Genomic DNA, 13,538 nt, shown 5'->3' with positions numbered 1-13,538 from the left:
CTACCAGCGATTATGAACCCAAAACCAGTGGTCGGGTCGCGCACGGATCCAATCTTCATAGATTCCATTGATCTGTGTCAGTAGCTCGACCACTTTCTCTTGTCGCTCTCCCTCTGTCGGGGCGTAAAACGCGGGTAGAATAGATAGTTTCACACGGCCATTTTCTTGGCGCTCAGCTCGCAGAGGAATAATCGGATATCGGTCCCGAACAGCAAGATCAGCAATCGCAGTAGCCGTCATTGCCTCGCGACCAAAAAAAGGAATGGGCAGGCCTGTGTTTTGTTTTTGATCGTTCAAAAGCACAACACCTCCCGCGTCTTTCAGCGCTTTTAACAACGCTCTGGCCCCTCTCTTCCCCTTAGGAATAAAGGAGCATTCGGGAACTTCACGGTTTTGCTGGAAATAATCGTCAACCAATGGATTGTTCGCCGCGCGGTAAACGATGTGAACGTCATTATCGCAATAACGGCACGCAGCCGCACAAAGTTCCCAAGGGCCATAATGGGCAGCCAAAAAAAGCACTGGTGTTTTGCTCTTCTTTATTTCTTCAAGGATTTCAATACCTTCAACATCCACATCCGGGGAAGTAAGAGTTATCTCTCTGATAAAGGGAAGTTCACCAATATTTCGGCCCAGATTATCCCACATATCATGAAGAATATTGTCAATTTGTTCGGAACTTAGCTCTGGCATAGCCTGTTCAATGTTATTTCGTGCCGTTTTGTGTGCGGACAACAAAGGCCCCACTTTGCACGCCACCCAAGCCGCTAAATTACAAGCACGATTTTTGCCCAATGCCCGAAACATCCAAAAGGCAAAACGTACACCGACATATTCAAGCCTATGCTTAAGTTTAACTTCTTTTTGATTTTTAGACATGCTCACGATCACCCAGTTTTTCCGCAAGCAAAGTTTGCAATCTTTGTGGCTTCTCAAATGTCAGATCAATATCAAATACAGTGGTCATAAGTTTTGCTTCAGGTGACAGGCGAACATAATCTTTTCGAGTGGTGACAAGCGCTGCCTCCAGATTGGCAGCCCTTTCCACCAGCTTCATAATATCATCCTGTGAGAATTTATGATGATCAGAAAACTCGACGCTTTCTATCACATCAGCACCTATATTTTGAAGGCTTTTGAAGAATTTTTCAGGCCGCCCAATCCCCGCAAAGGCTATAACCTTCTGCCCTACGATTTCGGTTTGAAGATCCAGTGGCACAATTTGCGCGTTAAACTTGGGCTTATCATCACAATTGAGATCACTTGTAATTGGAGAGGGGTCTACAACAATTACGGCGTCTGCCCGTCCCAGAGCAGTTCCCCAGGTCTCCCGTAAAGGGCCTGCAGGCAATAGTGACCCGTTTCCTAGACCATAACCGCCATCTACCACCAGGAAACTTATGTCTTTATGTAAGGATGGATTTTGAAATCCGTCATCCATAATGATGACTTCAGCACCGGCCTCAACGGCGGCTTTTGCACCAATCACCCTATCCTGACTTATCCAAGTAGGCGCAGTATTCGCCAAAATAAGGGGCTCATCACCGACTTCATTTGCTCCATGTACATCAGGAACAACTCTTGTCGGCCCCTTGTAACTCCCCCCATACCCGCGGGAGAGAAAATGAACCTTCCAGCCTTTGGCGATCAGAAATCTGGCGATGGAAATTGAAACAGGTGTTTTCCCTGCCCCGCCAGCAACAGCGTTCCCCACACAAATCACAGGTATCGACACTGACTGAGGCATAACACGCGCCCGGTTCATACGATCAATCACAACATAAACTGCACTGAGAGGCCTCAGCAACTGCTGCAGAATAGAACCTGATCCTTTATTCCAGAATTTGGGCGCTTTCACCTACTCTTTTCCTGATAATGTCTTTTCAATTTCAACGACAAGTTTACTAAGCACCGCTTCACCAGATTTCACAACTTCATCTGCGCGCTCGGCGAGAGCTCCTCGAACCTTAACCTCTGATATAAGACTATATGCTGCCTGTACCAGTTCAGTTCCATCTTTAACTTGCAGGGCCGCTCGATTTTGCAGCAGATCAGTAGCAATTTCGTTAAAATTACTCATATAAGGCCCAAACATAATCGCAGAATTTAGTCTGGCTGGCTCCAATGGATTTTGCCCGCCCTTATCAACCAAGGAACCGCCCACAAAGACAACATCTGCCAAGCGATAGAAAAGACCCATCTCCCCCATTGTATCGGCAAGATAAATATCCGTATCGGGCTCAATATTCTGGCGCCTTGAACGTTGGGCAACTTTGAACCCGGCTTCCTGGAGTTTGTCCATGATCTCATCAGCCCGGTCGGGATGGCGAGGCACGATGATTGTCAGAAGTCCTTTAATTTTCGGGGACAAAGCCAAATGTGTGGCCGCGGCAATAGCCTCTTCCCCTTTATGGGTGCTTGCTGCCAACCAGATTTTGCGACGCTCTGTCTGACGTGTCATTTCACGGAAGCGTTCAGTATGGAAAGGCAAGGGCGGTGAAGAGAATTTCAGATTTCCTAAAACTTCAACATCCTTGGCTCCCAGATATTCCAAACGATCAGCAGCCAGCTGCGATTGTGCATGTATATAATCGAATTTACGAAGGATCCGTTTGATCAAACCTCCTGTTTTACGCCACATGGAAAAACTGTTGGACGTTATCCGCGCATTTATGAGCATCATCGGAATACCTCTACGAGATGTTTCCGAAATCAGATTGGGCCAAATCTCTGATTCAACCCAAATTGCCAGTTGCGGTTGCCAATGATCTAGAAAACCCTGTACCGCCACTTTTGTATCAATAGGAACAAATTGATGAATTGCGCCTGTTGGCAGCCTTTCTTCCATCAGGCGTGCAGATGTGACTGAACCTGTTGTAATGAGAACAGTTCTTTCCGGATTTCGTGAGAGTAGTACATTGATCAGGGGAAGTACTGACAATGATTCACCGACGGAGGCCGCGTGCATCCAGATCAATTCACCGGCAGGACGGTTTCGGGATGGCTCTCCTAACCTTTCGTCAAGACGCGTTTCATCCTCTTTGCCTTCAGCAACCCGCTTCTTCAAATGCCGATGAATAGCAGGAGAAACCAGCTTCAACAGTCCATTATACAAAGACAGATACATACTCTATTTGACCTTTTCGCCCTGAGTGGGATCAATTACTTCTTCGGCTGGTTCTACCGGCACTTGGCCGCAAAGACGGTCTGCCTCTTGAGTTATGTAATTCAAACTACTTTCAATTTCGTTTCTCGCGCGGAGCAATCCTTCATCATCCAGTTTCTTTGGAACATAAATCGGATCCCCCCAGATAATTACCCCGCGGCTAAAAGGTTTTGCCAACATAAACCTGTCCCAAGACTTCAAGCGTCGTCCCCGCGATGTAGAAAAAGCCGATGGAAAAACCGGCACACCAGACATGGAGGCAATGCGTGCAATACCATCCTGCGCCCGCATACGCGGCCCCCGCGGTCCATCGGGTGTAATCACACATATCTCGTTTTTGCGGATGATCTGTAACATCCCCTTGATAGCCCCCAAAGCTCCCTTGGAACTGGACCCTCTTACGCTATGAAGTCCCCAGTGCTCAATTGTTCGGGCAATTAACTCACCGTCACCATGGTGGGAAATCATAACATGCGCTTTGGCACCATCTGTTACACAGGTTGGCATCATCAACAATCGCCCATGCCAGAAGGCCATGATGAAAGGCTTTTTCTCTTTAATAAACTGATGGGGAAGCTCTGCATTGATCACTTGCCAGCGACTGGTGCGATAGACGAGCCAGATATATCCAGCTGCAAAGCGACTAATAATCGCCTTCATTCCGTCACTCTTCAGTATCTTCTTCAATGATCAGTACTTTCCCATCAACAATTTCTATTTCAGGATATATCCTGACCCATTGTTCAGTTCCAGCCTTTTCAGCACCTTCTAGTGGCAATTTCCTGATTATCTAAACGTGTATTGCAGTGCTTCCCCGGACTGATTACTTTATGTGGATTGGGCGCCCTCAGGTCTGAAAGAAGTAAAAGCGAATGAACAAGATTGATAATATTGAAATTAGGCCTTCCTCCTGCCCACATGATTGCCCCTCCACCTGTTCATTGGAGATTGAAAAGTTAGGAAAACAGGAAATTGGCCGTGTTCGGGGTTCAGAAGACAACACCTACACAGCTGGCGTTATTTGCGCCAAAGTCGCGCGCTATGCAGAACGCACTCATCACCCTGACCGTTTGATGCACCCTATGAAGCGAACCGGCTCAAAGGGAAGTGGTCAGTTTGAACGGATCAGCTGGGATGAAGCACTGGACACAGTCGCGAAAGAATTTCTTGAGCGTGAAGAAAAGTACGGATCTGAAACTGTCTGGCCATACTACTACGCTGGCACTATGGGACTTGTTCACCGCGACGGGTTGGAGCGGTTGCGCCATGCGAAAAAATACAGCGGCTTTTTCGGCACGATTTGTATCAACCTCGCCCGCGCAGGATGGAAAGCAGGGGCCGGTAAATTTGTCGGGGCAGACCCTCGCGAAATGGCGAAATCTGATATGGTGGTCATTTGGGGAACCAATGCGGTTCATACCCAGATCAATGTCATGACCCACGCCACCCGCGCCCGTAAAGAACACGGCGCGAAAATTGTTGTGATTGACCCATACCGCAATGCGACGGCAATGGCGGCAGACACCCACCTAATGCTGAAACCTGGCACTGATGGTGCGCTTGCAACGGCTGTGATGCATATCCTTTTCCGCGATGGATTTGAAGATCGCGACTATCTGGAGAAATACACCAAAGATCACGATAAGCTAGAAGCATATCTAAAAAATAAAACACCTGAATGGGCCGCAGAAATTACTGGCCTACCGGTACAGGAAATCGAAGACTTTGCCGAAGCCATTGGACAGACGAAGAAAACTTTCCTGCGTCTTGGATATGGTTTCTCCCGCAGCCGTAATGGTGCGGTCAACATGCACGCAGCTCTTTCCATTGCCGCTGTGACAGGTAGCTGGAAATATGAAGGTGGCGGTGCTTTCCACACAAATGGAGCTATTTTCGGCTGGAACAAAGATCTTATTGAAGGTCTGGATGTCCGCGATCCGTCCATTCGTATGCTGGATCAATCACGGATTGGACCAATCCTTATGGGCGATAAGCAGGATCTTGGGGATGGCCCTCCTGTGACGGCGATGATTATTCAAAACACCAATCCGATGGATATCGCCCCAGATCTCGCCAAAGTTCATAAAGGCTTTGCCCGTGAAGACCTGTTTGTTTGTGTCCACGAACAGTTCATGACAGAAACAGCAAAAATGGCGGACATTGTGTTACCAGCGACAACCTTCGTAGAGCATGACGATGTGTATCAAGGCGGCGGTCAAAGCCATGTCAGCCTTGGGTTGAAGGTTATCGAACCGCTAGGTGAATGCAAATCCAACCACTGGGTCGTATGTGAACTTGCCAAGCGCCTAGGCGCAAAACATCGCGGGTTTGACATGACGGAAGTCGAATTGATTGAGCAAACTCTGGTAGATTCTGGTATGCCCTCCATCGAAGCGCATCAGAAAACCAATTTCCTGGACAAGCAAATTCCGTTTCAGGATGCACATTTCTTAAATGGATTTGGACACCAGGATGGGAAATATCACTTTTCACCTGACTGGTCGATCGCAGGCCCTGATTTTGCGGGGATGCCCGATATGCCGGGGCATTGGGATGTTATTCAAAACGCAACCGAGGAACATCCGTTCCGTCTGGTAACGGCCCCTGCCCGCAATTTCCTGAACACCAGTTTCACAGCAACGCCTTCTTCACTAAAACGGGAAAAGAAGCCTACCGTGATGATCCATAGCGAAGCTGCGGCCAGACTTGGCATTGAAAATGACGATGTTGTTCGCATGGGAAACAAGCAAGGATCCATACTTATCCACGCTGAGATTTTTGATGGCCTGCAACCTGATGTGGTGATTTCAGAGGGCATTTGGCCCAGCAAGTTCTTTATCGAAAAGGTGGGGATCAACATTCTGGTGGGATCAGATGCAGCCAAACCAAATGGCGGGGCCGCATTCCACGACACCGCGGTTTGGATCACAAAAGAAGGTTAAGCCTTTATCGGGCTGGGGTTTACAACAACCCCAGCTCTCTAAGCTCCGCCGCCATCTCAGGCGACATTTCGCCTTCAGTATCTTCATCCTGATTGGCTTCATCAACGATATCCCGAAGATCACGCGGGGCGTCTTTTTCTTCAAGATAACGCCAGCCTTGATGGGGTCCGCGTTGAACCAGTTCTGTTTCCACAAGTTCTGGATCCAGAATAAGGCCGCATTTCTCTCCGTCGGGATCGTAGAGGCGTTCGAGTTTTGTGATACGCTGTCGAACAGCGATATTGCCTTTAATGATCCAATAGAGGGATCCGCCGGCCAGCAGTTCTTCTTCCCGTTGGGGACGCTGCTTTGTTGCATGGCATAAAGGTCCACCGATCAGCCTTCGCTCCTGAGAGGAGCGCAGCTGATCGATTGAGGTTACACCAACACAAACTTTAACAAGATGTACTGTCATCGATATTGAATTTGTTCTTTAATGCTTTTGCGACGCTGGAAACCGGAGGACGTCCAAGGAAGCCGGAAATGAACCAAGCGGTCCGTACCATCTTCTCAAGATCAATACCTGTATCGATTCCCATCCCCTCTAACATATAGAGAACATCTTCAGTTGCAACATTCCCTGTTGCGCCAGGTGCATAAGGACATCCGCCAAGCCCCGCAACAGAGCTGTCGATCTTGTTAATACCAAGTTCAAGAGCCGCCAGAATATTGGCAAGCGCCTGACCGTAGGTGTCATGAAGATGTACGCTGATGGCATCCACTGGGATTTCATTAGCCACAGCTTCTAAAACCTGACGGGTGAGCACTGGTGTTCCCACACCAATGGTATCGGCAATTGAAATCTCATAGGCCCCCAGTGCATAGGCGCGTTTTGCAACAGAGGCCACTTGTGCCGGTGTAATTTCTTCACCAAAAGGACTTCCCAAAGAACAGGAAACGCTCACACGAAATGGCATATTTGCCGCTTTCGCAGCATCCACTACAGGTGCAAAACGTTCAAAACTTTCATCAATAGAACAGTTGATATTCTTCTGATTGAATTGTTCGGACGCCGCTGTAAACAACAGAATTTCATCTGCGTTACCAGCAACGGCGCCGTCAAAGCCTTTCATGTTCGGGGTCAGAACCGCATAGGAAACAGCTTCTTTACGGCTCAACTTTTCCATGATGTCCTTTGTGTCGGCCATCTGAGGCACCCATTTTGGGGACACAAAAGCACCAGCTTCTAAAGCCGTCACACCAGCATCGACAAGGCGGTCGATCAATTCCAGCTTGATATTCGTTGGGATCTGTTCCTTTTCGTTTTGGAGCCCATCACGGGCTCCAACTTCGAAAATACGTGCAATTGTCGGGAAGGAAGTCATCACCCCTCCTCTTCTGCTTCCAGACGGATTAGAAGTTCACCTTCATCCACCTGATCGCCCACTTCGTAATAGACTTCGGCAACGGTTCCGTCAGCAGCAGCCGTCAAGGAATGCTCCATTTTCATGGCTTCCATAACAGCCAGCGTATCGCCTTTGGCAACGGTATCACCAGCAGCGACAGCCATTTGAATGATCTTACCTGGCATTGGCGATGTAATCGCACCCGCGCCACCATCATCACCCGTACCATCAAAATCATTCACAACACGATTGATCTCAACCTGCTTGCCATCAAAGATGACAATGTAACGGTTATCATCACGGACAACACTTGCCTGAACAATATGGCCATCCAGATCGGCCCGTAAAGATCCATCTTCCAGCAAGGTTGCTGAGCTCAGGATTTCAGATCCCGCGACATCAATGATGTATTTCCCATCTTCGGAAGATACCATCACATCAATGTCACCCTCATTCCCAGCAAATGTGTAATCGTGATGGGCACGATCATTCATGCGCCATGAAGACGTATCATTCCAAGGGGAGTAAGGGTCGTTGCTGTCAGCCGCAATCGCCGCCTTCTCTTCCGCTTCGGTGAGAACCTGCCACAAGGATACCAGCGCCAAATGATGATTGGTTACCGGTGGTTTTTCAGGGATGAGTTCATCGCGGAAACGATCAATAAACCCAGTATCCAGATCCGCATCTGCAAAAGATTTACTTGCTGCAACATTTTTCAGAAACTCAAGGTTTGTCACCAGACCTGCCACCTGATAATTGCCAAGAGCCGCGCCCAACTTTCGAAGGGCCGCGTCCCGATTTTCATCCCAAACAACGAGTTTGGCAATCATCGGATCATAGAACGGAGTCACATTATCGCCTTCGCGAACACCAGTGTCCACACGCACACCATTAACCTCTGCCGGTGCCCGCAGACGAAGTAGCGGTCCTGTCGCCGGGAGGAAGTCATTATGTGGATCTTCAGCATAAAGGCGAGCCTCAAAGGAATGACCGGAAATGGACAATTCATCCTGAGTTACTGGCAATGCGCCGCCGGAAGCAACAATCAATTGCCACTCCACAAGGTCCTGACCGGTGATCAGTTCCGTCACAGGGTGTTCCACCTGAAGGCGGGTGTTCATTTCCATAAAGAAGAAACCGTCTTCTTTCAGGCCATCGCTCACATCAGCGATAAATTCAACGGTACCTGCGCCTTCATAATTGATAGCTTTTGCTGCAGCAACGGCTGCCGCACCCATGGCTTCACGCATGGAAACTGGCATACCTGGTGCTGGGGCCTCTTCAATGACTTTCTGATGACGACGCTGAAGGGAACAATCACGCTCAAACAAATGAACTGCGTTGCCTTGCCCGTCAGCAAAAACCTGAATTTCAATGTGGCGTGGTTTGACCAAGAATTTTTCGATCAGAACACGGTCATCACCAAAGGCATTTGCTGCTTCACGTTGCGCACCGCCCAAGGCATCCGGAAATTCTGCCGCGCTATCGACACGACGCATCCCTTTACCACCACCGCCTGCAACGGCTTTAATCAGAACCGGATATCCAATTCTTTCAGCTTCTTTTGCCAGCATATCAGGATCTTGATCTTCACCGTGATAGCCAGGAACAACAGGCACGTTAGCCTCTTCCATCATGGCTTTCGCGGCATCTTTCAGACCCATGGCGCGAATTGCATCAGAAGGTGGACCAATAAAGACAACACCTTCTTTTTCGCACTTATCAGCAAATTCAGCATTTTCTGACAGGAAGCCATATCCAGGGTGGATTGCTTCCGCGCCTGTCATTTTCGCGATATCCAGAATTTTATCCGCCTTTAGATAACTTTCTGAAACTTCCGCAGGGCCAAGAAGAACGGCTTCATCCGCCATCTGTACATGACGAGACGTCGCATCTGCCTCTGAATAAACAGCAACGGTTTTAATGCCCATTTTGCGGGCTGTATCCATTACGCGGCAGGCAATTTCACCGCGGTTTGCAATTAGTATTTTTCGAAACACCGGTTAATCCACCTATATCAGGAGTTATTCCATGCAGCTTTGCGTTTTTCAAGGAATGCTGTAATGCCTTCCTTAGCCTCATCTGTTGTGCGACGGGCCGCGATGCGGTCTGCGGTTTCATTGATAACGTCTTGTGCAATTGGGCGTCCTGCGACCGTGTAGACAAGATCTTTTGCGTCGGCCATCGCATCTGGAGCATTGGCACGAAGCTGATTCAACACACGATCACGTGCTTCCGCCAGATGATGAACATCTTCTACGACTTCATGGAGCAGACCATTGTGATGGGCTTCTTCCGATCCAAACAGTTCTGCAGTCAGGAAGTAACGACGGCAGGCACGAACACCCATGGCTTCCACCACATATGGAGAAATTACGGCTGGGATCAGGCCTAACTTCACTTCTGACAAGCAGAATTTAGAGGCTTTCACACCAATCGCGATGTCACAAGCAGCGACAAGTCCAACACCGCCACCATAAGCGGCTCCTTGAACGAGAGCGATGGTTGGCTTTGGAATGTTGTGCAGGTTTTTCAGCATCCGGCCCAACGCAAGCGCATCTTCGCGGTTATCTTCCTCGGTGAAGCCAGCGGCCCGTTTCATCCAATTCAGGTCCGCACCGGCGCAGAAACTTTTCCCAGCAGCGGCAACCACAACGGCACGAACACCTTCCTGGTGGCCCAGGTCTTCGAACATATCACCCAGACGTTCAATAAGTTCTTCATCGAACGCATTGTGCAGATCCGGACGGTTCAGCGTAACGGTTGCAATGCCGTCAGTTGAGAAATGCAATACAGCAGATTCTTCGCTCATCTTATCATCCTTACATTCTGAAGAGGCCAAATTTGGTTGGCTCAATTGGGGCGTTCAATGATGCTGATAGCCCAAGTCCAAGAACACGGCGTGTATCTGCCGGATCAATAATACCGTCATCCCACAGACGCGCACTTGCGAAATATGGATGACCTTCAACTTCATACTGTTCACGAACTGGCGCTTTGAAGGCTTCTTCTTCTTCTGCGCTCCAGCTCTGACCACGCGCTTCCATACCGTCACGTTTAACCGTTGCCAGAACAGAAGCTGCCTGTTCACCACCCATCACGGAGATACGTGAGTTTGGCCACATCCAGAGCATACGCGGGCTGTAAGCACGGCCACACATGCCATAGTTACCGGCACCAAAAGAGCCACCAAAAACCATAGTGAATTTTGGAACTTTAGCGGTGGCAACAGCTGTTACCAGTTTCGCACCATCTTTCGCGATACCGCCGCTTTCATATTTCTGTCCCACCATAAAGCCAGTGATGTTCTGCAGGAACACAAGTGGGATATTGCGCTGGCAGCATAGCTCAATGAAGTGAGCGCCCTTCACAGCGGATTCTGAGAAGAGAATACCGTTATTGGCAATGATACCAACCGGATAACCATGCAAATGGGCAAAGCCAGTTACCAAAGTTGTTCCGTACAGCTTCTTGAACTCATCAAATTCAGAGCCGTCGACCACACGGGCAATCACTTCACGTACATCAAATGGCTGACGTGTATCTTGCGGGATCAATCCATAGATTTCTTTTGGATCATAAAGCGGATCGACCGGTTTACGAATATCCAAAGACATTGGTTTTGGACGATTGAATGTGCCGACAATATTGCGGGCAATTTCAAGCGCATGCAGATCATTCTCAGCATAATGGTCCGTTACACCGGAAGTACGAGAGTGAACATCCGCACCGCCCAGATCTTCTGCAGAAACTATCTCGCCTGTCGCCGCTTTCACCAAAGGCGGTCCGCCCAGAAAGATCGTACCTTGGTTCCGAACGATGACGCTTTCGTCTGACATGGCCGGCACATATGCTCCACCCGCAGTACAGGAACCCATAACAACAGCAACCTGAGGAATGCCCTTCGCGGACATGTTCGCCTGATTGAAGAAAATACGGCCAAAATGTTCACGGTCCGGGAACACATCCTGTTGGTTTGGAAGGTTGGCCCCGCCACTATCCACCAGATACACACAAGGCAGATTATTTTGTTCTGCAACTTCCTGCGCGCGAAGGTGTTTCTTCACTGTCATTGGATAGTAAGTACCACCCTTAACTGTCGCATCGTTACAAACAACAACACATTCGCGGCCCTGAATGCGACCAATCCCCGTAATGATACCGGCCGAATTGATATCCCCGCCATACATGTCATAGGCAGCAAGCTGGCTAAGCTCCAGAAACGGGGATCCCGGATCAAGGAGTTTGCGCACACGTTCACGCGGCAACAGTTTTCCGCGAGACAAATGTTTGTCACGGGCCTTCTCACCACCCCCAAGTTTGGCGTCAGAGACTTTTTCGCGAAGATCATCCACCAGCGACTGCATATGTGCAGCATTGGCTTTGAAGTCATCGCTCCTCGTATTTAGATTGCTTTTTAAAACAGACATTTACGCAAAATTCCTTTTTGCAGAAATGAAGAAAACACCGAAATAGTCAGCACACTCTCTAAGGGCGCTAGCTATCAAATTCTTGGCCTCCGACAGGCTTTGTGATACGCCTTGATCGATAACCATAAAAAAGTAAGGGAGCCATAAATGGCCTACAACGCATTTGATCTCTCCGGAAAAGTCGCTCTGATCACCGGTGGTAACGGTGGTATCGGACTTGGAATGGCTAAAGCCATTGCCGCCGCGGGAGGTGACGTTTGCATCTGGGGAACAAACGAGAAGAAAAACGCCGATGCGATTGAAGAATTGAAAGAGTTTGGAACGAAAGTTTCGTCCCTCGTCTGTAATGTCGCCGATCAAAAAGAAGTTCAGGATTGCTTTGCTGAAACTCTGTCTCAATACGGCCGCGTTGACGGATGTTTCGCCAATGCCGGTGTAAGCGGACGAGGACAATCTTTCCTTGATATGCAAGATGACGAGTGGAAGCGCGTCATGGGCATCAACATGGATGGCGCCTTTTACACGCTGCAAGAAGCTGCTAAACATATGGCGGAACGCGCTAAAGCCGGTGATCCGGGCGGGCGTCTTGTGGGAACGGCCAGCCTTGCTGCGATCTCTGGTGCTGCCCGTAATGAGCATTACGCCGCGACCAAAGGTGGACTTATCTCCATGCTGAAAGCCATGGCTGTTGAGTTCGCACCGCTTGGTATCACCGCGAACGCTATCCTGCCTGGCTGGATTGAAACCGCCATGACGGACCCGCTGTTTAACTGGGACAGATTTTCTGACAACGTTCTGCCACGCATCCCGGCAGGTCGCTGGGGCAACCCTGAGGACTTCGGCGGCATTGCCGTCTACATTATGTCTGGTGCCAGCAGTTACCATACAGGCGATACTTTCCTCGTTGATGGCGGATATTTCCTCTACTAGAAGTCCGCTTTTTTATATCGGCCCTGCTTGGGTGGGGCCGATTTTCCTATTACTTGGCAAACCTTAACCGAAAGCCTACCAGCCTCCTGTTGCCAACCACTCATCCACTTGAACGACACGATCTGCGCCCCAAAACGGCTCCCCGTCGACGATAAAGAAAGGCGCGCCAAAAATATCCTTGGTATTGACGATCTCTTCCACTGAAGCCTTATAGGCTTCTTTCACCTCTGGATCGTCCATGACGTCACCAATTTCTTTGGCAAATAACCCACATTCTTCCGCTATTTGAAGAACAACTTGCCTCTCCGAGATATCCCGGCCATTGACGAAATATGCTTCAAAAACAGCTACAGCAAATTTGTGGGCCAGTTCCTTATTTTCATTGGATAGCCAATAGAATACACGTGATGCCCCCAAGGTTATTTTGGGGAAGTCCTCTGGCATCTGAAACGGAATGTCATATTTCCGGGCGGTCCGATAAAAATCATGAACTGAATAAGCCCCTTTACGCGGATATACTGTCAAGGGCCCTGTATTTTCACCCTTGAACGCCGCCCCCAACATGAAAGAGTGCCAATTGACGTCACGCCCATGCTTTTCAGCGACAGGCCCAATCATCCGGCTTGCGAGATACGCGTAAGGGGATGAAAAATCAAAATAGAAGTCAATTGGCGCGCCCATCATC

The 13,538-nt window shown here is 49.1% G+C and carries 12 protein-coding genes; 2 read left to right on the top strand and 10 right to left on the bottom strand.

Annotated features, from left to right (window positions below; genetic code table 11):
* Genes GUA87_RS08235 through GUA87_RS08220 form a run of 4 tightly spaced genes read right to left on the bottom strand, consistent with a single transcriptional unit; the run spans position 1 to position 3,826 of the window.
* Entirely contained in the window at positions 1-879 is an 879-nt protein-coding gene (locus GUA87_RS08235) for a lysophospholipid acyltransferase family protein (RefSeq protein ID WP_193716084.1), read from the bottom strand.
* Positions 872-1,858 carry a tetraacyldisaccharide 4'-kinase gene (gene lpxK / locus GUA87_RS08230; protein ID WP_193716083.1) on the bottom strand — a complete coding sequence of 329 codons (987 nt, stop codon included), beginning with the start codon at positions 1,856-1,858 and terminating at the stop codon, positions 872-874. The genes GUA87_RS08235 and lpxK overlap by 8 nt, the downstream gene beginning before the upstream one ends.
* On the bottom strand, positions 1,859-3,127 hold the full coding sequence (locus GUA87_RS08225; protein ID WP_193716082.1) for a 3-deoxy-D-manno-octulosonic acid transferase: 1,269 nt from the start codon (positions 3,125-3,127) through the stop codon (positions 1,859-1,861).
* Positions 3,128-3,130: 3 nt separating this feature from the next.
* Positions 3,131-3,826, bottom strand: coding sequence for a lysophospholipid acyltransferase family protein (locus GUA87_RS08220; RefSeq protein ID WP_193716081.1), 696 nt, complete (start codon positions 3,824-3,826; stop codon positions 3,131-3,133).
* A gap of 212 nt (positions 3,827-4,038) precedes the next feature.
* On the opposite strand from GUA87_RS08220, the gene GUA87_RS08215 reads away from it, so the two are divergent.
* Positions 4,039-6,108 carry a molybdopterin-dependent oxidoreductase gene (locus tag GUA87_RS08215; protein ID WP_193716080.1) on the top strand — a complete coding sequence of 690 codons (2,070 nt, stop codon included), beginning with the start codon at positions 4,039-4,041 and terminating at the stop codon, positions 6,106-6,108.
* 19 nt (positions 6,109-6,127) lie between these two features.
* Here GUA87_RS08215 and GUA87_RS08210 read toward each other — a convergent pair whose 3' ends face one another.
* Genes GUA87_RS08210 through GUA87_RS08190 form a run of 5 tightly spaced genes read right to left on the bottom strand, consistent with a single transcriptional unit; the run spans position 6,128 to position 11,923 of the window.
* The gene (locus tag GUA87_RS08210) at positions 6,128-6,562 is read right to left on the bottom strand and encodes a DUF1489 family protein (RefSeq protein ID WP_193716079.1); all 435 of its coding nucleotides are present in this window, start codon (positions 6,560-6,562) and stop codon (positions 6,128-6,130) included.
* Positions 6,543-7,472 carry a hydroxymethylglutaryl-CoA lyase gene (locus GUA87_RS08205; RefSeq protein WP_193716078.1) on the bottom strand — a complete coding sequence of 310 codons (930 nt, stop codon included), beginning with the start codon at positions 7,470-7,472 and terminating at the stop codon, positions 6,543-6,545. Before GUA87_RS08205 ends, GUA87_RS08210 begins: the two co-directional genes overlap by 20 nt.
* A complete protein-coding gene (locus tag GUA87_RS18075) occupies positions 7,472-9,493 on the bottom strand; it encodes an acetyl/propionyl/methylcrotonyl-CoA carboxylase subunit alpha (RefSeq protein ID WP_193716077.1) in 2,022 nt (673 codons plus the stop codon). Before GUA87_RS18075 ends, GUA87_RS08205 begins: the two co-directional genes overlap by 1 nt.
* Positions 9,494-9,510: 17 nt before the next feature.
* Positions 9,511-10,305, bottom strand: coding sequence for an enoyl-CoA hydratase-related protein (locus GUA87_RS08195; protein WP_193716076.1), 795 nt, complete (start codon positions 10,303-10,305; stop codon positions 9,511-9,513).
* Positions 10,306-10,315: 10 nt separating this feature from the next.
* Positions 10,316-11,923, bottom strand: coding sequence for a carboxyl transferase domain-containing protein (locus GUA87_RS08190; RefSeq protein WP_193716075.1), 1,608 nt, complete (start codon positions 11,921-11,923; stop codon positions 10,316-10,318).
* A 147-nt stretch (positions 11,924-12,070) separates the two neighbouring features.
* On the opposite strand from GUA87_RS08190, the gene GUA87_RS08185 reads away from it, so the two are divergent.
* Positions 12,071-12,853 (top strand): SDR family NAD(P)-dependent oxidoreductase, encoded by a 783-nt coding sequence (locus GUA87_RS08185; RefSeq protein WP_193716074.1) that lies wholly within the window; start codon positions 12,071-12,073, stop codon positions 12,851-12,853.
* A gap of 75 nt (positions 12,854-12,928) precedes the next feature.
* Here GUA87_RS08185 and GUA87_RS08180 read toward each other — a convergent pair whose 3' ends face one another.
* Positions 12,929-13,537 carry a 2-hydroxychromene-2-carboxylate isomerase gene (locus GUA87_RS08180; protein ID WP_193716073.1) on the bottom strand — a complete coding sequence of 203 codons (609 nt, stop codon included), beginning with the start codon at positions 13,535-13,537 and terminating at the stop codon, positions 12,929-12,931.
* Between the last annotated feature and the right edge of the window lies 1 nt (position 13,538).

This window comes from Sneathiella sp. P13V-1 (genome assembly GCF_015143595.1).
In the GTDB taxonomy this organism is placed as follows: Bacteria; Pseudomonadota; Alphaproteobacteria; order Sneathiellales; family Sneathiellaceae; genus Sneathiella.
The sequence above is the reverse complement of the archived record's forward strand: the minus strand, read 5'-3'. Positions and strand labels throughout refer to the sequence as shown.